Origin of the sequence: Pseudanabaena minima str. Chao 2107, assembly GCF_051131155.1 — a bacterium.
Taxonomy (GTDB): Bacteria; Cyanobacteriota; Cyanobacteriia; order Pseudanabaenales; family Pseudanabaenaceae; genus Pseudanabaena; species Pseudanabaena minima.
Window position 1 is genome coordinate 5,301,974 of sequence record NZ_CP159508.1, and the last position, 23,609, is coordinate 5,325,582.

General features: G+C 42.2%; 18 protein-coding genes and 2 pseudogenes. 15 read left to right on the forward strand and 5 right to left on the reverse strand.

What is annotated here, in order from left to right:
• The first annotated feature begins 57 nt into the window (after positions 1–57).
• The 4 genes from ABM313_RS23880 to ABM313_RS23895 all read left to right on the forward strand — a co-directional run bounded on the left by ABM313_RS23880 (position 58) and on the right by ABM313_RS23895 (position 3,335).
• Positions 58–306 (forward strand): hypothetical protein, encoded by a 249-nt coding sequence (locus ABM313_RS23880; protein ID WP_434685617.1) that lies wholly within the window; start codon positions 58–60, stop codon positions 304–306.
• A gap of 804 nt (positions 307–1,110) precedes the next feature.
• Positions 1,111–1,557 (forward strand): hypothetical protein, encoded by a 447-nt coding sequence (locus ABM313_RS23885; RefSeq protein WP_434685618.1) that lies wholly within the window; start codon positions 1,111–1,113, stop codon positions 1,555–1,557.
• A gap of 28 nt (positions 1,558–1,585) precedes the next feature.
• Positions 1,586–2,110 carry a hypothetical protein gene (locus ABM313_RS23890; RefSeq protein ID WP_434685619.1) on the forward strand — a complete coding sequence of 175 codons (525 nt, stop codon included), beginning with the start codon at positions 1,586–1,588 and terminating at the stop codon, positions 2,108–2,110.
• 91 nt (positions 2,111–2,201) lie between these two features.
• Positions 2,202–3,335, forward strand: coding sequence for a cob(I)yrinic acid a,c-diamide adenosyltransferase (locus ABM313_RS23895; RefSeq protein WP_434685620.1), 1,134 nt, complete (start codon positions 2,202–2,204; stop codon positions 3,333–3,335).
• Between the two features lie 44 nt (positions 3,336–3,379).
• On the opposite strand, the gene ABM313_RS23900 is transcribed toward ABM313_RS23895, so the two are convergent.
• The gene (locus tag ABM313_RS23900) at positions 3,380–5,584 is read right to left on the reverse strand and encodes a GumC family protein (RefSeq protein ID WP_434685621.1); all 2,205 of its coding nucleotides are present in this window, start codon (positions 5,582–5,584) and stop codon (positions 3,380–3,382) included.
• A gap of 301 nt (positions 5,585–5,885) precedes the next feature.
• On the opposite strand from ABM313_RS23900, the gene ABM313_RS23905 reads away from it, so the two are divergent.
• The 5 genes from ABM313_RS23905 to ABM313_RS23925 all read left to right on the forward strand — a co-directional run bounded on the left by ABM313_RS23905 (position 5,886) and on the right by ABM313_RS23925 (position 10,479).
• Positions 5,886–6,446, forward strand: a complete 561-nt coding sequence (locus ABM313_RS23905; RefSeq protein ID WP_434685622.1) for a cofactor assembly of complex C subunit B — start codon at positions 5,886–5,888, stop codon at positions 6,444–6,446.
• Between the two features lie 123 nt (positions 6,447–6,569).
• Entirely contained in the window at positions 6,570–8,009 is a 1,440-nt protein-coding gene (lysA, locus tag ABM313_RS23910; protein ID WP_434685623.1) for a diaminopimelate decarboxylase, read from the forward strand.
• A 291-nt stretch (positions 8,010–8,300) separates the two neighbouring features.
• Positions 8,301–9,188, forward strand: coding sequence for a diadenylate cyclase CdaA (cdaA, locus tag ABM313_RS23915; protein ID WP_434685624.1), 888 nt, complete (start codon positions 8,301–8,303; stop codon positions 9,186–9,188).
• A complete protein-coding gene (gene uppS, locus ABM313_RS23920) occupies positions 9,185–9,928 on the forward strand; it encodes a polyprenyl diphosphate synthase (protein WP_434685625.1) in 744 nt (247 codons plus the stop codon). The genes cdaA and uppS overlap by 4 nt, the downstream gene beginning before the upstream one ends.
• A 71-nt stretch (positions 9,929–9,999) precedes the next feature.
• Positions 10,000–10,479 carry a DUF29 domain-containing protein gene (locus tag ABM313_RS23925; protein WP_434685626.1) on the forward strand — a complete coding sequence of 160 codons (480 nt, stop codon included), beginning with the start codon at positions 10,000–10,002 and terminating at the stop codon, positions 10,477–10,479.
• Positions 10,480–10,577: 98 nt separating this feature from the next.
• On the opposite strand, the gene ABM313_RS23930 is transcribed toward ABM313_RS23925, so the two are convergent.
• Complete coding sequence (locus ABM313_RS23930; protein ID WP_434688588.1) at positions 10,578–12,299, reverse strand: diflavin flavoprotein; 1,722 nt, start codon at positions 12,297–12,299, stop codon at positions 10,578–10,580.
• Positions 12,300–12,590: 291 nt separating this feature from the next.
• Between ABM313_RS23930 and ABM313_RS23935 the strand changes: the two genes are divergently transcribed.
• Together ABM313_RS23935 and ABM313_RS23940 are read left to right on the forward strand one after the other, a co-directional pair.
• Entirely contained in the window at positions 12,591–13,085 is a 495-nt protein-coding gene (locus tag ABM313_RS23935; RefSeq protein WP_434685627.1) for a phosphoribosyltransferase, read from the forward strand.
• A 118-nt stretch (positions 13,086–13,203) separates the two neighbouring features.
• Entirely contained in the window at positions 13,204–13,779 is a 576-nt protein-coding gene (locus ABM313_RS23940; RefSeq protein WP_434685628.1) for a TMEM175 family protein, read from the forward strand.
• Between the two features lies 1 nt (position 13,780).
• On the opposite strand, the gene polA is transcribed toward ABM313_RS23940, so the two are convergent.
• The gene (polA, locus tag ABM313_RS23945) at positions 13,781–16,639 is read right to left on the reverse strand and encodes a DNA polymerase I (protein ID WP_434685629.1); all 2,859 of its coding nucleotides are present in this window, start codon (positions 16,637–16,639) and stop codon (positions 13,781–13,783) included.
• Between the two features lie 164 nt (positions 16,640–16,803).
• Between polA and ABM313_RS23950 the strand changes: the two are divergent.
• From ABM313_RS23950 to ABM313_RS23960, 3 genes and pseudogenes are all read left to right on the forward strand, one after another.
• Positions 16,804–17,933: pseudogene (locus ABM313_RS23950) on the forward strand (IS630 family transposase); the annotation flags it as partial.
• A gap of 338 nt (positions 17,934–18,271) precedes the next feature.
• A complete protein-coding gene (locus tag ABM313_RS23955; protein ID WP_434685630.1) occupies positions 18,272–19,390 on the forward strand; it encodes a fatty acid desaturase family protein in 1,119 nt (372 codons plus the stop codon).
• A gap of 117 nt (positions 19,391–19,507) precedes the next feature.
• Positions 19,508–20,592 (forward strand): annotated as a pseudogene (locus ABM313_RS23960) (IS4 family transposase).
• Between the two features lie 60 nt (positions 20,593–20,652).
• Here the strand turns inward: ABM313_RS23960 and ABM313_RS23965 are convergent.
• Positions 20,653–20,874 carry a hypothetical protein gene (locus tag ABM313_RS23965; protein WP_434685631.1) on the reverse strand — a complete coding sequence of 74 codons (222 nt, stop codon included), beginning with the start codon at positions 20,872–20,874 and terminating at the stop codon, positions 20,653–20,655.
• A 58-nt stretch (positions 20,875–20,932) separates the two neighbouring features.
• Positions 20,933–22,417, reverse strand: a complete 1,485-nt coding sequence (gltD, locus tag ABM313_RS23970) for a glutamate synthase small subunit (protein WP_434685633.1) — start codon at positions 22,415–22,417, stop codon at positions 20,933–20,935.
• Between the two features lie 493 nt (positions 22,418–22,910).
• Here gltD and ABM313_RS23975 point away from each other — a divergent pair, with 493 nt between their 5' ends.
• Entirely contained in the window at positions 22,911–23,591 is a 681-nt protein-coding gene (locus ABM313_RS23975) for a hypothetical protein (RefSeq protein WP_434685634.1), read from the forward strand.
• Positions 23,592–23,609 lie beyond the last annotated feature (18 nt).

A 23,609-nucleotide genomic window follows, 5' to 3' on the forward strand; every position in this document is an offset into this window, starting at 1 on the left:
TTTTTTAATTTATAATCGAGCGAGAAGTTGTGATGAGAATTTGCAAGATGTTTAGCAATGACAGTAATCACTAAGGAGTACCTTAAGCAGGAGTTAGACCAGTTTAATGATCAACAACTAAAACAAGTTGCAGATTTTATTGCTTTTATCAAGTTTCAAACGAGATTTAGTCAAGAGACAGTCAATATTAGTCAGTTTGCTAATCTCTATCAAGAGTTCGCTCAGGAAGATCGAGAACTAGCTGAAGCAGGGATTTCTGACTATGCTGAACTCTTGAGCAGTGAAGACAAGGTATCTAAAAATTAGGACAGTTAGAATCAGAAGTGATCTCTAATTCAGAAAATATCGTTTTGTTTACGCTTGGGTATAAAGTTTGAATCTAGGCAGATTGTAGATCGCCTTCGTGTTATATCGCTGTAGTCATAGCTGTAAAGGTAACCAGCGATCGCGTTGCAACTCTCCTTATGACACAAATATATTGGCTCTAAGAGGTGACTTTTAGCATTCTGTATTAAAGTCAGGCATAAACAAAGTATAAAAAGCCGAAATTTATCACCGTTAAAGTTTTGGAATGAGAAGAAATCGTGGTGGTTTTATGTGCTTTTTGCCTGCTTTGAGAATATAAAACTATGTTAACTACGGGAGCGCTTTCGGGGAATCGGGCATTTTTTTTTCAAAGTGTGGTAGTATTAGGGAGTGCTAATAACCTGTGTGCTAGCACTAGATCGACAAAAAAGCAAGCGGATGTTATTTACACCCACTTGCCTTGCTGTAGTTACACTGCAAATGTACCTACTACCAAAAGAACCAAAATAAACGCATCATTTGCATTCATTTTCCCACGCAGAACTGCCAAGATAATGGCAAGTACTGTAGTTTCACAAAGAATTTTCATAAATTCTTCCTCTAACTACTTGATTTACTAGCCCAAATTAAATTTTAAGGCTAGCTATCCACAACAAATCAACGACCAGCATAGTGATTCCTTGCCAGAGTAGTCACTATGCTTAATCTGTTTGGACTCAAAAACTTTAGCACGCATACACAGATAAACGCAAATATGGTTAGTGTATTAAGCCGTAATGTAATGCTACCTATCAATATTTGACAATGGCTAAACTCTACTATCGCGGCATGGCAGAGCAGAACGGTAAACCGAAAATAGGTCGAAGTGCTAGATTACTTGGAGTTAGACCTAGAATTGATATAAATATTGAGCAAATGCCCATAGGCTATCTCGACAAGCAAGGGTATTTATTGGCAGATTCAGAACGCGAAATTCGAGGGGAGTTTGTCACCGTCGCGATTAGAGATCATAAAGGAATGTCCGTTTCCCTATCCATTGATGGCTTACCAGATTTTCGGAAACCTGCCAAATTTGGCGGAATAGGAAAAGATCCACTTTGGCAAATTGATGATAGCTACATCATTGGAGATTTAGAAGCGATTCAAGATAGTGCTACACACGTTAGTATTTTGCCAAGAACCACAATGTCTCTAGCAAAGTACGAAGCCGCCTTAGCCAATACTCAAAACTATTGGGAAAGGGTTGATTAGCAATATATGCAAATAGGAGTCTTTAAAGATGGCATGGATATTTAGTTTGTCAGCAGAATGTGGTTCTGAAGAGCATAATGCAAACGAATTTGCTCAATATTTTGACGGGCTAGTATTGACATTTGCCAATCATCAACAATGTAAATGCCGTGCCGAAACCTTTCAAGATATGGAAGAAAACTGGTGGTGTCGAGTTTTGCCGAGCAATATTAGTGAAATTGGCATCGATAGCCCCGAAAGCGCATATTCCATGACAGAGCTAGGGATTTTACTGTATCAATCTCTAAAATTTGCTCCGACCTTTCGCTATGCCCTAGTTGGCGTTGAAGTCGATGAATTCCGAACCTACAGCGAACTCATAGAAGACTTGCCTAACTTATGTTTTGCTGGATTAGTCTTAGCAAAATCCATCCCACAAGAATTGGGAATATTGTCATCTTTTCGATCATTTAGTCCTCATTATGTCTGGCAACCCTATGCAGGCGAGATCTACAATCCATTAAAAACATCCCCAGATCTAAAAAATAAGCTCAATGAACTTTTGGCTGCTTAAAAACATAAAAGCAGCGCTTCGCGCCGCCTTTATGTTTTGGGTTTTCGATATAATCACAGTGAATGAGAAATGAAAGAGCTTAGATAAAAACATGGCAGCGATAGGCATCATGACCGCACAGGTGCGTCCCGAGCGTGAGATCGGACAAATCCATGTTTATGACGGAACAGGCAAAGGCAAATCACAGGCAGCTTTGGGCGTAGTTTTGCGATCGCTAGGACTAGGCATGTCCGATACATCACCCTTTGGCACAAGAATTTTATTATTGCGATTTCTCAAGGGGGCTGAACGTGAATATTCTGAGGATGCGGCGATTTCCGCATTACAGCAAGGATTTCCGCACTTGATCGACCATGTGCGAACTGGTCGCGCCGAATTTTTTGATGCTGAGCATGTCACACCTTTTGATCGCCAAGAAGCAGAACGAGGTTGGGCGATCGCCAAAGGTGCGATGGCTTCAGGACTATATTCTGTAGTTGTCCTCGATGAAATTAATCCCGTTCTTGATTTAGGGTTGATCCCCGTCGATCGTGTCGTTAAAGACTTAAAACATAAACCACCCCATCTCGAAGTAATCTGCACAGGACGCGGCGCACCTCAAGCCTTAATTGATATTGCCGATCTACACTCGGAAATGCGATCGCATGATGATGCCCATGCCGAAAAATATGATGTGACAGGGATCGAGATTTATACAGGTGCAGGTAAGGGCAAAAGCACCTCGGCTTTGGGGCGATCGCTCAAGGCGATCGGTACAGGCATTAGCCGCGATCTCTCCCATCGTGTGTTAATCATGCAATGGCTCAAGGGGGGAGCTGGCTATACCGAAGACGCGGCGATCGCTGCCCTCAAACGTGGCTATCCCCATGTGATCGATCATCAGCGCTGTGGACGTGATGCGATCGTCTGGCGTGGTCAACAACAGGAAATGGACTGCATCGAAGCGCAACGGGGTTGGGAAATCGCTCAGGCAGCGATCGCTTCAGGACTTTACAAAACGATCATCCTTGACGAATTAAATCCCACTGTTGATCTAGATTTATTACCCGTCGAGCCAATCTGCCAAGCCTTACTCAAAAAATCCCGCGATACTGAAGTGATCATTACAGGGCGTTGCCTCAATCAGCCTGCTTATTTTGACCTTGCATCCGTTCACTCAGAAATGGTCTGCCACAAGCACTATGCCGAAAAAGGCGTAGATCTCAAACGTGGTGTAGATTTTTAAGAGAATGTCTGCGGCGCAAAGCGCCGCAGACATTCTCTTTAGGTTTAATTTTCAATAACTTCTACTTCCGTATCAGATTCCTCTTCTTCGGTTTCTGAGGCATTCAGGTAGTAGTGATTGTAGTAACTATAATGATACTCACTATCAGAGGAACCAATCATATTAATCAACAAACCAGAAACATTTGCTCTTGCTGTCGATAAAATCTCTAATGCACGGGAAATTCCACTTCTAGTTGAACGATTAATTGCCGCTACTAAAATAAATGTATCAACCTTTGAGGTCAAACATTGAGCATCAGTTATGCCAATTACAGGTGGAGTGTCAACCAATACATAGTCATACTCTTGTCTCCATTCTTGTAATAGTGCTGCCATCTTACTGGACTCTAGCAATAACATCGGATTTGGAGGAATAGAACCTGATGTCAAAATATGCAAATTACCAAGATCATCTCCTGCCTGAATCAGATCTTGCCATAAGCTAGGTGTAGCTAAAGCCGTAGACAATCCAACTTTATTGCTTAGTCTCGCTAACTTATGAATGGTTGGCTTTCGCATATCGGCATCAACTAAGAGAACTCTATATCCCAGAGTCGATAGAACATTGGCAAGATTATAAGTCAAAGTACTCTTACCTTCAGAAGGTACAGACGAAGTAAAAGCGATTACTTTCATCATGTCATCAGTACCTAAGTAGCGCAAATTTAAAGCCAGCGAACCCAGCGCCTCTTTAAAAGCGTAATAACTACTAGATGGCAATATCCCTTGACTACTTGCTGGCATCAATGAGGATATTTCTGTCATCGGAATTGAAGCAAGTAAAGGAATATCAATCATTTCCCTTACTTCTTCCACTTCACGAATGCGCTGATCTAAGCGATTGAGTAACAGAGCAAATAAGATTCCTAGTGTTATTCCAGAAATTGCTCCAGTAATTAAACTCCTCTCGATATCTGGAGAAGATGGCTTAATCGGAATAAGAGGTGGTTCTAAAACTTTCCATGATGAAATTTCTTGAGCCTCAGAAATTCTTAATTCTTCTAGCTTTTCACTCAGCTTATTGTAGGTTGATGTATCAAGGGCAAGTTGTCTTTGAATTTCTACATACCTTTGCTGAATCTGGGGGATCTTAGAAAAGGCGGTAGCAACCTCAGACTGGGCATTGCGAATGCTCTCTAGTTGAGCTTGGCTTACGGCAAGGGTAGTTTGAGTATCAAATAACTGAGAAGCTAGGTTTTGCTGAATTGCACTATTAGGCTCATTAGTAATATTTGTCGTATTGCCTCTAACGCCTACTATTGACTGAGCGCGAGTCTCCAGCAATCGATAGAGTTCATCACGACGATCTTTGAGGGCTATAACAGTAGGATGATCTTCACGAAATCGAGTTCGCTCTAAAAAGTAGTTAGTTTCAACTTCTTGGAATTGTTTAACTAGTGACTGGTAAGGAGTATCTTGCTGCAAAATCGCACTACCGATCGCTGCTTCTGGTGATTTACCAACTTGACGGCTAAGTGCTTCATACTGTTGTTGGACTTGAGCGATTTTAATTTGTAAATCTTGAGCTTGAGTTTCTAAAGCCTCACGCATTTTGTAAACGGAGGCGGCATAGGTATCAGGATCGACAATATTGTAGGTTTTACGGAATTGTGTAACCGCTAGAGCCGACTTATCAAGTTGTTGCTTAACCTGTGGAAGTTTGTCTTGAATAAATTTAATCGCAGTACTGGATTTAGTACGGCGATCTTTTAAACTGTATTCAACATAAGTTTGGGTTAATGCAGTTAAAACTTCTCGCGCTCGCTTAGGATCGCTATCTGTATAGGTAAGACGCAAAACCATCGTATCTTTTTCGGGACGGATATCTAATCCGTTCATGATCGTCAACGGGTCAAGGTCTTTGAAGGAGAGCGCTGATGGGGATTGCTGCATTTTAGAAACAGCAATTTCAATGAGAGGTCGGCTCTTCAGGATGGCGACTTCTGTACCAAGATTAACCAGAGAGCTAGTGGATAAACCTGGGAGTTGAATATCTGATACAGCGATCGTTGTATTGACTAGAAGAGAAGCACTTGAGCGATATTGTGGAGTTCTGGTAAATGTATAGTAAGTGTTTCCAGCGAATACGGTGACCGATACAGCGACGATGACGATCCAACGCTTGCGGAGTACTCTGAAAAATTTGGCAAGTTTAAACGAATCATCGACATACTTGCCTACATAGGTAGCTTTAGGATATTCAGTCATCGTTGTTTTTACCTAAGTAGCTTTAATCGTTGAACCCTTGATCGTTAATCTTTATATCAAAATCAGGATGATATATCAAATTTTAAATTTGAGTATCAGCAATTATCTTTTAGAACAACCTATTGCGTCCGCTACGATCGCATCATAGGTTTTTGGGCTTTAGATTTACAGCAATTACCAATCAAACGAGCCTCAAGGTATTTTTTAAAAGTGTTGCTTCGCAACACTTTTAAAAAATACCTTGGTTTGGGTTTGAGCGCAAAGCACTTTAAGCATGTTTACTTACTTATAATATAAGTGATTGATTCAGACTGTAACCAAAACCCATCACATCTCAGCCCGAATGCCTGCAACTATTCCGACAATATACTCTACCCTGTTCTTAACAATTCTGTTGTTTATTGGGTTAATTTCTTTTTTGCGTGGTTCAATCCGCGATCGCACAACTGATGCACTATTCACTTTAGAAGAAGTTACGGACGATCACCTATTGAAGCAAGTGCGCGATCATTTTCAGCAAAGAGCTTACAAAGTAATTGAGATTGATCCAGCACGAGATGTTGCAACCCTCTCAGGTCAAGTAAAGCCAAGTCTTTTTTTAGCAATATTTCTGACAATACTCGCAGCAGTTGGCTTAATTTGTCTGGGTATAGTGTTGGGTATTTTAATCCCTGATTTGGAGAATCTTTGGTTATGGCTAATGATCTTTTCGCCGATCGCGGGTGTGTTTTACTGGCGTGGCACTCCTCGTGAACGTCAAGTTAGTTTGCAACTTTTACCTGAGACAAGACTTAAAGTACGCGCCCATAAAGATGAGATCGAAGAGTTACAGCGATCGCTCAACCTAGAAAAAATAGATTAAAGAGTATTAGGGTGGGTATTTTCCACCCTAATACTCTTTATTGCCGCTTTCCAAATAAAATTGCCGCTATTTTTTATAATAGATTAGGAAAACTTTGCTCAAATTTATTGTTATTGGTATTTCATGACTACCGTTTTACCCAGTCTCAGACAAGAGACCATTTCCCCAATTCAGTCTAATTCATTGCAAAATACGACTTCAAGCTTAGATAGTTTGTCTCCTAATCAACAGCTTCTGCCCTTAACTGCCATAGTTAATTCTAACGATCATCTGGAAATAGGTGGTTGTGATGTAGTGGACTTAGTGAGCCAATATGGTTCACCACTTTATATTTTGGATGAAGTTAGTCTTAGAACAGCCTGCCAGCAATATCGAGATGCTTTTGCAAAGCATTATCAAGGACAGGCTCAGGTTTTATATGCTTCTAAGGCATGGAGCTGCCTAGCGGTTTGTGCGATCGTTAGTTCTGAAGGGCTAGGCATTGATGTAGTTTCCGCAGGTGAAATCTTGACCGCCTTGCGGGCTGGAGTTTCGCCGAGTTTGATTTATTTTCATGGTAATAATAAATCTGCTGATGAACTTAGCTATGCCCTAGAGTCAGGCTGCACCATTGTCGTAGATAACTGGCATGAGCTAAAAACTTTGGCTAATCTTGCTAAAGAGCAATCCCTTGAGGTAAGTTTTAACGCGCCAAGGATCATGTTGCGTTTGACTCCTGGGATTGAATGCCACACCCATGAATATATTCAAACAGGACATATAGACAGTAAATTTGGCTTTGATCCCAATGAAATAGAAGCGGTATTTGCTTTTGTTGCTCAGTCTAACCTCAACTGCATTGGTATCCATGCTCATATTGGTTCACAAATTTTTGAGTTGCAGCCACATCAAGATATTGGTGGCGTGATGGTGCAGTGGTTTAAACTCGCTGGAGACAAGTATGGCTTGAAATTTTCTGAGCTAAATATTGGTGGTGGTCTAGGGATTCGCTATGTAGAGTCTGATGATCCTCCTAGCATCGAAGAATGGATCAAAACTGTCAGTGCTGGTGTAACCGATGCTTTTGTTACCGCAGGATTAGCGCTACCTAAACTACTCTGTGAACCAGGGCGATCGCTAGTTGGCGCGACCTGTGTAACTGCCTATACGATTGGGGGAAGCAAAACGGTTCCTGATATTCGTACCTACATCACTGTTGATGGTGGCATGTCGGATAACCCTCGTCCGATTACCTATCAGTCAAAATATCGTGCTGTGGTAGCCAATCACATGAGTGCATCCTTGTCGCAAACTGTAACGATCGCAGGTAAGCATTGTGAATCAGGTGATATTTTAATTAAAGATATTCAATTGCCTGAGACTCATGCTGGAGATATTCTCGTGGTATTTGGTACAGGCGCATACAATTACAGCATGGCATCGAATTACAATCGATTGCCTAAGCCTGCGGCGGTAGTTGTGGGGAGTGGTGAATCTAGTTTGATCATCAAACGAGAAACCCGTGAGGATCTATTGCGTCAAGATTGTCTACCAGAGAGATTATGCCAATCCACAAAAGTATGACGACACTTTTAATTCATAAAAGTCAAACCCAGTAATGTTTTTCAAGTTAAGAAATGGCGTAGCCATTTCTTAACTTGGTATTAAGAACAAACCTAATAGGAGTTTTAAAAACATAAACCAGCCTAGCCGTTTTATGTTCTGGTAATGTAGCAATTCACAAAAGTGTCGTCACACTTTTGTGAATTAAAAACAAAATCAAGTTAGGGTTTTAAAAACATAAAACGCACATCCATTTTATGTTTTGTTATTACGGAAGTAGTTGGAGTTGAGTTGTGAATGAGAGGTCGATGAATGCAGTGGTTTAATATCAACTCAATTGCATTCATTATGAGGGCGATCGATATCCTTGCGGTATTGGGATTGATCTACTTCATGCTGTCCCTCAGCAATGATCGCCGCACCCTATTGATGGTGAGGGGGATCATCTTTTTACTTATCGCGAGTGTGTTGAGCGATCGCCTTGGTATGCGATTGCTCAACTTTGTTCTCGATAAGTTATTAATTGGAGCAGCCGTGGCGATGGCGGTAATTTTGCAGCCAGAGCTACGCCGATTTTTAGAACGTCTAGGACGTGGCGATTTACTCTCGTTGATTCAACCGACAACGAATCGGCGATCGCCTGTGGAGACTGACTCAGTAATTGAAGAAATTAATGACGCTGTGATTGAGCTATCGCAAAACCGTACAGGTGCATTGATGATTATTGAGACAGGTGAACCAATTGATGATCGTGATTTTTCAGTACCAGGGGTGAAACTTAACGCTTTGTTATCAAAAGAGCTATTGCATACAATTTTCCAAACTTCAACGCTTTTGCATGATGGAGCCATTTTGATTCGAGAAGATCGCATTCTGGCGGCTGGTGTAATTTTGCCAATTTCTGAACGAGCTGCCTCAAGAGAAATTGGCACAAGACACCGTGCTGCTATGGGCATTACTGATCGCGTTAGAAATTGTTTTTGTATTGTTGTTTCAGAAGAAACAGGATCGATTGCGATCGCGGAAAATGGCATATTAGATCGTCCAATCTCCAGTAGCCGTCTACGAGAAATATTAGAAACTAAACTAGGTAATTATCGTCCAACGACCTTAGGAAGAACAGTGCCACGCTTTAATTGGCTCTGGTCAAACTCAATTCTCAAAAATATGGTAAGCCGAAAATCGTCAGAAAAGAAATGACAGCTAAGCTATTGCAAACTTTGCCACCAGACCTTGATCATCAACGCTTGCCCAAACACGTAGCCGTAATTATGGACGGTAACGGACGTTGGGCAAAGCAAAAAGGAATGCCCAGAATTGCTGGTCATCGTCAGGGTGTGGATGCCTTGAAGGATTTATTACGATGCTGCAAAGATTGGGGAATTGCAGCCCTGACGGTCTATGCCTTTTCTACGGAAAATTGGAGCCGACCTGCTCAAGAAGTTGACTTCTTGATGGTTTTATTTGAGCGGATGTTGCGTCGTGAATTGGAGGAAATGTGCCGTGAAGGAGTACGCATTTCGTTTGTGGGTGATCTTGATTCTTTGTCTAAGTCTTTGCGATCGGAAATAGAGCGATCGCAAACGGCTACAGCCAATAATCAGGCTATTCATTTTACTGTGGCGATCAACTATGGCAGTCGTCGCGAAATCGTCAAGGTCTGTCGCCAAATTGCTGAGGCAACTTTAGCTGGAGAAATTCAGCCTGAGAATATTGATGAAAATGTGTTTGAGCAACATCTATACACAGCAGGAAACCATAATCCTGATCTGTTAATTCGGACTAGTGGTGAAATGCGCTTGAGTAATTTTTTGCTTTGGCAAATGGCTTATACGGAAATGTATTTTACGAATACACTTTGGCCAGATTTCGATCGCAATGAGTTTCATCGAGCGCTAATTGATTATCAAGAACGCGATCGGCGCTTTGGTAAAGTGTAGGAAATCAAAAACGCTATAGTGTAAGCATAGATAGCCCGTCGCGCTACATATCCTGTCATGGGAGAATAAAAATGCTGAATACAAGCAAGTTAAATGATGTCTATCCGTTAACTAGAAAAGCTAAAGATCAATACGAGCAAGATTTCTACGCATGGACACAGGAACAAGCTCAATTACTTAGACTCGGCAAGCTAGAAGGGCTAGATCTCGAAAATCTCGCGGAGGAAATAGAGTCTTTGGGTAAACAGCAAAAGCAGGAATTGCGAAATCGGTTTGGAGTTTTAATTGGGCATTTGCTCAAGTGGGAATATCAGCCATCTCTGCGGGGTAAAAGTTGGAGAATTACTATTGATTTGCAACGGGAGGAAATACTCGAACTGGTTAGTGAAAATTCTAGTCTCAAGCCATATCTAGAAGAAGCGATCGCTAAATCCTATAAACAAGCGATCGCACTAGTCGTTAAAGAGACACCATTGGATAAAAATGATTTACCGTCAGAATGTCCTTATACTTTCGTTCAAGTTTTTAATCAAGATTTTTACCCCAACTAAACACTAAAGGCGCAAAGCGCCTTTAGTGCCTATTGAAACAAGGGCGCTTTGCGCCCTTGTTTCCTATTGAAAAAAGAGGGCGCTTTGCGCCCTCTTTTTTAGTAATGATTCCCAACTTTGCGGTGGTGAGCGGCGGTGAGAGACTCAGGTTTTGAAACTCGACCTTCTTCAGCGATCGCATAGATAATCCAGTGATCGCTACATTCCATCCGACTCATGACTTCACACTCGATAAAGGCAAGAGCATCAGTGAGAATTGGTGCACCAAAGCTTGATAACTGGGTTTTGACACCTTCAAAGCGATCGGCTCCAGGAGCAAATCTCTTGAGGAAATGTTGCATCAATTTAGAATAATTGCCATCTTCAAGTATGTTCAAGACAAAGCGATCGCCTACTTGCATAAACGACTCGATCGCCCGATCCTTTGCCACTGCGACCGTAAAGCCTAATGGTTTAAAACTAGCTTGGGCAACCCAAGAAGCTAACATGGCGCTACGTGCGCCGCCTTTGGCAGCCGAGATAATATACAAACCACCTGCTAAACGTCCCAAAGCTTTATCAAGATCTGCGTCGATCGCCTTGAGTTGCTTGATATTTTGCTTACGAGTTAGCAATTGTCCCAAGTCAGTACCTGCTTCATCACAGGTTTGATAAGTAGCTTCGTTGGGATTTTCCCGTACCTTAATGGCTGGGAAAGCGGTGACTACACCCAAATCTTTAAACCGATTATTCAGCAGATCAATGGATGAATCTTGATCTCCATGCGGTTCGTATAGCCCAATTACTTGCTTTTCGCTGGCTGCCGCAAGAATTGCACCGATCGCCGTTTCCACATGGGTATTCGATGCTGGCGGTGTGCAGACGACTAAACCTGATGCATGGGCAACAAGTTCACGTAATTCCTGTAAATCGATCGCTTTAAGATCTGCCATTTCTACAGCCACACCAGTTTTTGCGATTCCGCGAGCGATTGCTTGAGAGAGGCGATCGCAATAGCCATAGTCGGACACATAGCAAACCAAAACGTTAGTTTCGCCTTTAGTTTGCGCTTGGCTCCATTGGCGGTAGTTTTCCGTTAGTTCTTTGACGTTATAGCGCAGTAATGGTCCATGTCCATTTGCCACGATTTCCGCCTGTGGCAATTCATCCATCCGCTTCATTGCCGAAATTACCGATCGCGCATTAGGAGCCATCAAGCATTCGTAATAAAAGCGATAGTCTGGTGTAATTCTTTTTAAATTTTCATCGTAAATTGCATCACTGCAATAGTGCATTCCAAAAATATCGCAAGTATACAAAATCGATGTGGCATGGTCAAAGGTCATCATTGTGTCTGGCCAGTGCAAATTAGGCGCATTCACAAACTGCAAAACATGTCCATTACCTAAATCAACTTGATCGCCATTTTTAACTACTTGCTGCTTAAAAGGCTGATTGATTAGTTCGCCGAGAAATTGTAACGCTACCTTTGTCGCTACCACCGTGACATTGGGGGCTAACTCTAATACTTCTTTGACCAAGCCGCTATGGTCTGGCTCCGTATGACTAATCACTAAATAATCAATCTGAGCAGGATCGATTTGCTCTTTTAGCGTATTGAGATATAGCTCACGAAATTTAGCATGGGAGGTGTCAACTAGAGCTAGTTTTTCGCCACGAATGATATAGGAGTTATAGGTCGTACCATTTTGCAAACCAAACTCGATATCAAAGCGATCGCGATCCCAATCAAGCGATCGAATCGTGGTCGTGTCCGCCGCGATTTCGGCAACTTGGATAGTGAGTCGGCGTTCAATCGGCTTCTCAGCAACATTTGCAATAGAAGGAATCTCAATAGCAGCTACCACGATCTTGTCTCCCTATCTGATTTTCAACTATCTCCAGTTTAAGGCTTACTTTTCGACAAGTCCAATTGAATGTACTAATTGATACTATAAGTACCTAAGGGACGCGCAGTAAAATAAAGAAACGATTTTTTGTGGCGCGGCTGCGCTGAATCATAAAAAATCTGATTTTTTATTAAATTGAAGAACCCTAACCAAAAACCAAAAATTAGATGCTGTTGTAAACACCGCTACCTAATTTCTGGGTTATAAACTAAATCCGCAACTATGTCAGACCTTTACGTTTCATGGGAAGAATATCACGCCAGTATCGAGAAATTGGCAGTCCAAATCTATCAATCTCAATGGGAATTTGATCAAATTCTCTGTCTCGCTAGGGGGGGGTTACGCATTGGTGATATGCTTTCGCGGATTTATAACAAGCCTCTGGCGATTCTCTCGACTTCTTCCTATGGCGGCAAAGACTTTCAGGAAAGGGGGAAATTGACGATCGCTAATAATATCACTATGACTACTAATACCCTTGGTAAAAGGATCTTGTTAGTAGATGATTTGGTTGATTCGGGTGTAACCATGATGCGGATTCTCGAATGGCTTCAGCAGCATGAAGAGTTTGCAATTACGGAAGTGCGATCGGCAGTTTTATGGTTTAAGGCTTGCTCTTTAGCAAAGCCAGATTATTATGTGGACTTTTTAGATGGCAATCCTTGGATTCACCAACCCTTTGAAAAATACGAAAAACTAAATCCTAGCGACCTATAGCTATAAGAAAATTACACATCATCAAAACTGGCTAAGGAAATCTATAATTATCCGTAAAGTTGCGAGCTTGCGGGGTGCGACTTTAGCGGTTTTTATTACTAGAGGAGCCATGTAATCAATGACTAAAGGCAGATTAGAGGCATTTAGTGATGGTGTGCTTGCCATTATTATCACGATCATGGTACTGGAACTAAAAGTACCCCATGAAGCAGACTTAGCCGCACTACGTCCATTAATTCCTATATTTCTGAGCTATGTCCTCAGTTTTATTTATATAGGAATCTATTGGAACAATCATCACCATATGCTACAGGCTGTCAGACAGGTCAATGGTGCGGTTTTGTGGGCTAATATGCATTTACTATTTTGGCTATCTCTAATTCCCTTTGTCACAGCATGGTCAGGCGAGAATTTCTTTGCAGCAATGCCAGTTGCACTCTATGGAGTAGTGCTATTAATGTCAGCGATCGCCTATTACATTCTTAGTCGCGTGTTGGTTTGGCATCATGGTAAGGACTCTACTTTGGCGATCGCTCTCGGTAGAGATTTTAAAGGTAAGATATCCGTCGTGATTTATTCAGTAGCAGTTCTACTTTCTTTTGTGAACTCATGGCTAGCTTTAATGTTGTATGTTGCTGTGGCGATCATGTGGCTGATTCCCGATCGCCGCATTGAGAAGACTTTGAGTTCCTAAATTATTTGGCTTCCATCCAGTTTTTACCAGTATGCACATCCACTTCCAACTTAACCGAAAGTTCGACTGCTGACTCCATCGCCGCCTTGATTTTTGGTTGTAATTCGGCAACTTCATCGGGTGGTACTTCAAACACAAGTTCATCATGGACTTGTAGGAGCAATCTTGCTTGATAGTCTTGCAAGAGTTCATCTACTCGCAACATCGCAATTTTGATAATATCGGCACTAGTTCCCTGAATTGGCGCATTGACCGCAGATCGCAACAGCGCCGCCTTTTGATAGCCACCAACCTGACTCAGTCCACGGAAATAGCGCCGCCTTCCTAAAACTGTTTTCACATAGCCGTCCCGTTCCGCTTCAAGTTCTAGATCCTGCATATAAGTAAAAATGCGTTCATAGCGCTGGTTAAACTTCTCGATAAATTGCTTGGCGACCTTGACTGGCACACCGATATCACGGCTAAATTTCTGCGCTCCCATTCCATAAATTACGCCATAATTAATGATTTTCGCTAAGCGCCGCTCATCACTAGTTACTTCTTCTTTCTCTAAGAGCAGTTGTGCCGTGACAGTATGTACATCTTCTCCAGCATTAAAAGCTCTCATTAATTCAGGCTCTTGACTCAAGTGGGCAAGAATCCGCAGTTCAATTTGCGAATAATCCGCCGACATTAATATCCAACCCTCTTCAGGCAAAAATCCTGCTCTAATCCGCTTACTAAAAGCTGTGCGAATGGGAATATTCTGCAAGTTTGGATTAGAACTGCTCAAGCGTCCTGTTGAGGCAACAGTTTGATTAAAATCGGTATGTACGCGCCCAGTCTTTGGCTGAATCAACGATGGCAAAGCATCGACATAGGTGGACTTTAGTTTAGCAAGGGTGCGATTTTCGAGAATCGTGTCAATTAGAGGATCTTCACCTTCCAACTTGTTCAGAACAGTAACATCAGTGGAATAGCCTGTCTTACTTTTGCGTGATTTCTTTGTGAATTTTTCGCCAAGCTTTTCTTCTAAAATTTCACTCAACTGCTTAGGTGAATTAAGATTAAATTCTTTACCAGCTTGTTGATGGGCTGCGATCGCTAAAGCATCTAAATCTTTCTCTAATTCCAAGGAAAAAGTACTCAAAAAATCTCTGTCGATCGTAATCCCACGCCATTCCATCTCGGCAAGGATTGGCTCTAATGTCATCTCGACATTTTGAAATAAATCCCAGAGTTCAGGAACATCCTTTAATTCCTTCTCTAAAATTGGTCTAATGTGATAGGTGATGTATGTATCCATGCCGCAATATTGGGCAACAGAGGGGATATCTACTTCGGCGATCGATTTGCGCTTACCAACTAGAGTTTTGTAGCTGACAGTGCGAATCTGGAGTAAGTCCATCGCCATATCATCGAGCTTATGACTAGCTTCAGGATCGATCACATAACTAGCGATCATCGTATCGAATACTACCCCTGCTAGTTCAATTCCTGCTGCCTTAAACATCAAGCGATCAAACTTAGCATTCTGTAAGTATTTTGGATAACTAGCATCTTCGAGAATGGGTTTAAGAATTTCTCTCACCTCTTCCCATTTCAGATTTTCCCCTTCACTGTGGCTCAATGGAATATAAGCAACTTCACTAATCGAGTCTCCCCAGCAACAACCAATTCCTACTAATTCCGCCTCAAAGGGATTTAGCGCCGAAGTTTCCGTATCCCATGCTACAGGATGCTTCGTACTGCGGAAAGTTGCTGCTAACTGCTCTAATTTGGGAATTGTGTCAATAATCTGCACATCTAACTTAAGCGAAGCAGTCGCTGCGATCGCCTGATCGGTTTCCTGCTTGGCAAAGTCAAACCACAACTCCTCATCCTCTCCATTACCTTGATTTTGAGAGGGCTTGCCCCCATCTCCCTCTGGGAGAGGGGCTGGGGGTGAGGGCTTCTTATCATAATTCCCCGACAACTTTGCCTGAATCTGATCAACGCGATTCACAAAGGCTTTCAGTTCAAGCTCTTCTAATAAAGGAATTAACTCGGCAGTATCAAACCCTGTTAATTGGCAGTCGGCGATCGCGATCGGAAGTGGGACATCAGTTTTGATTGTCGCCATAAACTGCGAATGCTTAGCTGCCTCAAGTCCTTGTTCCAGCTTGGTTTTAATGGCTCCCTTCATTTTCGGTACGGCTGCCAAAACGTTCTCTAAGCTGCCATATTCCTCAATTAATTTAATCGCCGTTTTCTCACCAATTCCGCGCACCCCAGGAATATTATCCGAAGCATCACCACATAGAGCTTTATAGTCTACAACCTGCGTAGGTAATACCCCCAATCTCTCCTTTACCTGCTCAGCATGATACTCCACAATCTTATCTTTCTGCCCAATATTCAGTACCGAAATCCGTTTGTCCGCATCAATCAACTGAAATAAATCGCGATCGCCACTTAAAATCTTAACAGTGTAACCCTCAGCACTCGCTGCCTGCGAGAGCGTTCCCAACACATCATCCGCCTCAAACCCTGCCTGAGTAATTGCTGGCAGATTCATCGCTGCTAAAACTTTCTGTAAGTTCTGTATATCTGGAATAAAACTTTCAGGTGTTTCCGCCCGATTTGCCTTATAAGTATCGTCAATCTCATGGCGAAATGTGGGTGTAGCAAGATCAAAGGCGATCGCTACGGCTGTGGGTTTTTCGCGATCGAGCATCTCAATTAATGCTTTCAAGAAGCCAAAACAAATACTAGTGGGGATTCCTGTCGAGGTTCGCAAACCACCTTCGGGATGTTTGCCAAAGGCGTAAAAGGATCGAAACGCGAGGGAATGTCCGTCAACGAGTAAAAATGTGGGGTGGTTTTGTGCGCTTGAAGTCATGATGCTTGTTTTAAAGTTTTGGCGATCGCTAGTCTTAGGTTAACCGATTGCTGATTATAGTCCTCACATGATGCTCGTTTTAAAGTTTTGGCGATCGCTAGTAGACGGTCAAAGATAAATTGACGGGTAAGATAAAGGCATAGGAAAAGAGTAAGGAAAAATCTATGCCAGCAAAACGATACAAAGTGAAGTTAAGCGAAGAAGAAAGACAAAAGCTAGAACAAATCACCAAAAATGGCAAATCAGCAGCAGCCAAAATTAATCATGCTCATATTTTGCTAAAAGTCGATGAGAATCAAGAGGAAGGAGGATGGAAAGAGCAATCGATTAGTGACATTTTTAACATCAGCATCAGAACAATTGAACGAGTGAGGCAAAGATTTGTCGAAGAGGGATTATACAATGCACTCGTACCCCGTCCACGGCATACATTGAAACTGAAAAAACTAGACGGAGAAACAGAAGCACATTTGATAGCTATAGCTTGCAGTAGTCCACCAGAAGGTCGTAGTCGTTGGACATTAAGATTATTAGCTGACCAAATTGTCACTAAGGGATATGTCGAGAGTATTTCCCATGAAAGTGTGAGACAGGTGCTAAAAAAAACGAACTTAAGCCTTGGTTAAATGCATCATGGGTGATACCTCCTGAAGCTAATGCCGAGTTTGTTTGCCAGATGGAAGAGATTCTCGAATTGTACACTCGTCCTTATGCCCCTGATTATCCCTTAGTTTGCCTTGATGAAAGCTCTAAGCAATTAATTTCTGAAGTCAGACCACCTATACCCGCATCAACAGGACAAGTCGAACGCTATGACTATGAATATCAACGCGAAGGCGTTTGTAATTTGTTTATGATGTTTGAGCCTTTAGTTGGATGTCGGCATGTGGTCGTGACTGACCATCGTACCCAAATTGATTATGCTCACCAAATCAAATATTTGGTTGACCAACGTTATCCCCATGCCATCAAGATTCGGCTGGCTCAAGACAATCTAAATACTCACGTTAAAGCATCTCTTTACAAGGCTTTTTTGCCTTCTGAAGCCAGAAGAATTCTGGACAAAATCGAATTTCACTACACGCCTAAACATGGTAGTTGGCTAAACATGGCTGAAATTGAGTTGAGTGTTTTAAATCGGCAATGTCTCGACCGTCGTATTCCTGATAAACAGCTTTTGATTCAGGAAATCTCAGCTTGGCAAAATTGCAGAAATTCTCTCTCTTGTAAAGTTAACTGGCAATTTACTACTGCTGATGCTCGAATTAAATTGCATCGCCTCTATCCGTCAATAATTACTTCACTGTCTACTAGGGCTAGCAATAAAAATGCACCAATGTTAATGCAAAATCTTAAAAAAGTGTGTCTACGCATCTTGGATAATAAAAGTCTGCAAATTTAGTTCGCACATCTTTTTGCAAATCGTTGAGGGAATATTCAAGTGAATCATGTAACATCAGAAAGATAGTGCGATCGCTTACCAAAAGCTTTTTTACTGTAGAAAAAACAATTTTTTGCCGAATAAAACCCAGATTTGAGTTTTAATTTTGATTTTCTAAAGTTTCATAACGCTTCAGGAAATTAGTATAAGTGAAAAATTATAAATACGATATTGATTAGAAACGTTAAAAGATGCAAGAGCGAAACGGATCTCAACAGTTTGTGATTAGCCCAGAGCAAGAACCAGCTAAGAAACTAAAATTTGCCAAGAATAGTGGATTTCAGACTGAACTGAGAAGGCGGGTTGACAAACTTTTTCAAAGTAGTGATCTTAGAGAACGTGATTGTTCACAGATGTACATGAAGACTGCGATTTTGCTGTTTAGCTTAATCGGGTTGTATACTGCCTTAGTTTTCTTTGCCCAGACATGGTGGCAAGTAGTCCCCCTCTGTATAGCCCTTGGGGTCATCACCGCAGGAATTGGTTTTAGTATTCAGCACGATGGCGCACACCATGCTTATTCAAATATTGCGTGGGTAAATAAGCTCATGTCAATGAGTTTAGATTTAATTGGTGGAAGTTCCTATATTTGGCATTGGAAACATGATGTCCTGCATCATACCTACACTAATATTGCTGGCTATGATATGGATCTAGAAGTAGGAATCTTTGGGAGGCTTTCTCCTTCCCATGCAAGACTGACCTTTCATCGGTGGCAGCATTATTATCTTTGGCTGTTGTACGGTCTGTTAGCGATCAAGTGGCATTTTTATGACGATTTTTATTGCCTGATCACTGGCAAAATCGGCGATCGCACTTATCCTCGTCCTACCAAAGGCAATCTTGCAATTTTCTTTGGTGGCAAGCTCACTTTCTTCGCACTTGCCTTTGCTATTCCTTTACTATTTCACTCAGTATGGGAAGTTTTGGCTAGTTATACCTTAGTTGCCGTAACTTTGGGCATCGTACTTAGTGTGGTATTTCAACTAGCCCATGTAGTTGAAGAAGCAAATTTCCCACTTCCTGTGCAAGAAGTGAACGTCATTGAGAATGATTGGGCGATCCATCAAATTGAAACAACGGTGAATTTCTCTCGTAATAATCCCTTTGTGACATGGCTAATTGGTGGCTTAAATTTCCAAGTCGAGCATCATTTATTCCCGAATATTTGTCATGTTAATTATCCTGAGATTTCCAAAGTAGTTGAGCAGACATGTCTAGAGTTTGGCGTGAGATACAACTATCACAATTCTTTCTGGGCAGGTTGTATCTCGCACTTCCATTGGTTGCGCCGCATGGGAAGCATATAAAAAACGAGCGCCTAGCGCTCGTTTTTTATATGCCAGTTCTTAGTACAGGACAAAAAGTTGCAAAAGTAGAGAGGAAGGGGTTTTATAAAAGATAACCACATCACTCATAAAACCCCTATGGAAGAGATTAACCTATTCCGCGAAAAATTGCAGCAACATCTGCAATGGAATGCAGCAAGACTAGCCTTTGTGTCCATATTTTTAATCGCGCTAATGCGAGTAAAGACAGTAAATCTAGCGGAAATTGCCACAGGATTTAGCGGCAAAGCCAAAGTCGAATCACACTATAAGAGATTACAGAGGTTTTTTCGAGACTTTGAGGTGGACTATGAAAGTATCGCCCTCATGGTTGTAAAAGTAATGAAAATACCTGAACCATGGATAATTTCCATAGACCGCACCGATTGGAAATTCGGTAAGACAGTGTTTAATGTGTTGACATTAGGGGTAGTGCATCATGGTGTCGCATTCCCCTTGGTATGGATAATGCTGGATAAAAAAGGTAATTCAAACACTCGTGAACGCTGCGAATTGTGGAATCGATTTCTAGAAATATTTGGAGCCTGCAAAATCGACTTTTTGTCCGCAGACCGAGAGTTTGTGGGTGGTCACTGAGCCTGCCGAAGTGTGAAGAATGGCTTGACTATTTGTTGTGTGACCCATGTACCCCATTTAGAATCCGCATTCGTAAAAACACCTTGCTCAGTGATGGGCAAAAAGAACTGCGAGCTGACGTTTGTTTTCAAGATCTCCAAATTGGTCAATCGAAAGTGTTGTCCAAACCGAGAAAAGTGTGGAACCATTGGCTTCGTATAGCCGCTATGCGTCTGGAAGGTGGCGATTTGTTAATTGTTGCTACAGCTCATGACCCTGATACTGCTATTTCTGACTATGCCAAGCGTTGGGCTATTGAGACTCTGTTCGGTTGTTTTAAAACCCGTGGCTTTTGTTTGGAGTCCACTCATCTTCAAGATTCGGAGCGCCTCTCTAAACTAATTGCTTTGCTTACTCTGGCTTTATGTTGGGCTTTTTCTTCTGGGCTTTGGCTAGCTCAACTACATCCCCTCAAGCCTAAAAAACACGGTCGTCTACCTAAAAGCATTTTTCGTCTTGGTTTTGATTTCCTTCGTCCCATCGTCTTTGACATTCACCTCAATTCCGAAGCCTTCTTTAACTCGGTTAAATTTTTGTCCTGTACTTAGATGCCAGTTTTAAGAGAGTGCGTCCCGAAGGGACGCACTCTCTTAAAATATTTGGAGTTATTAATAACTATCAGTTTTACTAACAGTCGTATTAATTAGTTGTTGATTTGCTTGGTTGAGACGATCAGCGATCGCTTCTCGAACATCACGATTTACATGAGTATCAGCAAGAACTTCCTGCGCCATTTCTCGATATTCGGCACTAGTGGTGAGATCCACTTGATCGAGTTGGTTGAGGTTTTCATAGACAGTCTCAGGAGAAACCAACACATTACTTTCCATAATTCATTCCTTACGTTATGACAGGCAAGGGGCTTAAGACCCTTGTTAATAGATTGATTTAGGGTAAATCTGTATCACCCATAAGATAGCGATCGCATTCACGGGCAGCACCACGACCTTCGTTAATCGCCCAGACGATTAGGCTTTGCCCACGTCGACAATCTCCTGCGGCAAAAACGCTAGGTAGACTAGTAGTAAATTGACCATGATTCGCTTTGACATTACTACGAGGATCGCGTTCCACTCCTAGAGAATCCAGCAAAGGTTGTTCTGGACCTAGGAAACCCATCGCCAGCAACACAATCTGAGCAGGAATTACCTTTTCAGTACCAGCTACTTGCTTGGGAATGAACTGCCCCTTATCATTGCGTTCCCATTGTACTTGCACAGTGTGAACAGCTTTGACCTGACCGTTTTCATCTCCCTCGATCTTAGTCGCAGTCGTGATATAAGCTCTAGGATCGTCACCAAACTTTGCACTCGCTTCTTCCTGTCCGTAGTCCATCTTGTAGACTTTCGGCCATTCGGGCCAAGGGTTATCCTTAGCACGGGTGGTTGGAGGCTTAGGCATGATTTCTAACTGGACAACACTATTGCAGCCATGACGAATTGATGTGCCTACACAGTCCGTACCTGTGTCACCACCACCGATAATCACCACATCTTTACCCTGTGCAGAGATAAAGTCATCACCTGGCTTACCATTGAGAACTGCCTTAGTATTCGCAGTGAGGAATTCCATTGCAAAATGAATACCTTTAAGCTCGCGCCCTTCGATACTCAAATCACGGGGCTTGGTTGCGCCCGTACAAAGTACAACCGCATCAAATTCCTTGAGCAAATCTTCCGCAGGGAGATCCTTACCAATTTCCGTATTGCAAACAAATTTCACCCCTTCTTGCTCAAGGATACCTAAGCGGCGCAATACCACTTTTTGCTTGTCCAACTTCATGTTGGGAATGCCATACATTAACAAACCACCTGGGCGATCGGCGCGTTCATAAACCGTAACCCAATGCCCTGCTTTGTTTAGCTGCGCTGCTGCACTCAATCCTGCGGGTCCTGAACCAATCACTGCAACTTTTTTGCCAGTACGTTTAGCAGGAGGTTCGGGGACAATCCAACCTTCTTCCCAACCTTTATCGATGATGGAGTACTCAATATTCTTAATGGTTACAGGTGGATTGGTAATCCCCAACACACAGGAACCTTCACAGGGAGCAGGGCAAACCCGACCCGTAAATTCGGGGAAATTGTTGGTTTTATGGAGACGATCTAGGGCTTCGCGCCAAAGTCCCCGATAAACTAAGTCATTCCATTCGGGAATCAGGTTATTGACTGGGCAGCCGCTAGCCATGCCACTGATCAGGTTGCCTGTATGACAAAATGGTGTACCACAGTCCATACATCGAGCGCCCTGTGTGCGGAGATTTTCATCGGGCATATGGACATGAAATTCATCCCAATTTTTGATGCGATCGCTTGGTGCTATTTCCGTCGGTGCTTCGCGAAGGTACTCAATAAATCCTGTCGGTTTTCCCATTGCTTTTCGTTTCTATGTTTTGATGAGTCAGCATTTCTGAAATTATGAAACCAATTTTAGGATTTCCGCGCCTTATGCGCGGAAATCCTAAAATTGGTTTTGATAAGTAAGCTATTTGCTATTTGACTAATAGCCCATAAAGTATTTTTAAACTGCTTAACTTGTTCTAAGCATATTTTACGGTTTTCCTTAATATTAGTTAACGTTGCCACCTGATAATAACGAAAAAGTCGTTGGAGATTGACTCCGATTTGAGAAACAGTGCCACAAAACCCAAAGGAAAGATGGCGGCGGTTTGCGCTGCCATCTTTCCTTTGGGTTTTGATATATATACAGCTATCTGCCGCCATTCTTGTTAGGACATAAAACCCAAATAGTGTGAGGCGGCGCTTCGCGCCGCCTCACACTATTTGGGTTTTGAATTGTCCTGATACAGGTGGCTATAGCTATACAAGATTTTCGTTAATTGTATTTTGGTTATATTATTGGTTTTATGATTACCCCACTCAAACGTAAAAATTTTGATGAGCTTATTCCTGCTGTCCCTACCTCAGAGCAGTATCAATACTATTGGGGCAATGGTCAGAGTGTATTTCGTCGCGTTGCCATTTCGATCGCTTGTGTAATTGTATTCACAATCCTCTATAACCGTGTTCACGAAAACAATCCTAGTAGCTTCGCGGCTTTAGTCATGTTTGTTTGTGCAGCTTTGGGAGGATTGTATTGGATGTTAGAGCCAGTCGCACTAGCTAGCATTCGTAATGCCAAGTTGCGCCGCTTTGCCTATTGTGGTTTTTGGCAGGCGGAAGTGTTGGATGTGTATGTCTCTCAGGAAGTACTTGCTCGTGCTGAAAAAGTGGACTCGCGTGGACGCATGGATGTTAGTTATGATGCGGAAAGTTTTTTGAATATTGAGCTTGGTGATGAGACGGAGTTTGTAACAACTCTACGCTTACCGATGAAGCGCGAACTAAAGCGGATTCGTCCTGAGCAGACGGTATACATGTTGCTATTTTCTAACGATCGCCGCTTTGGTCGGGTTAGCCGCATTACTTCTGATGCCTATATTCCCCAATACAATCTCTGGGTGGGAGATTATCCTTATTTGCGTCGTGACACTTTTGTAGATCTGACTAAATATATGGTTAAGCGATCGCAGAAAGTAACTAGCTAAATTGCGAAACCCAAATAG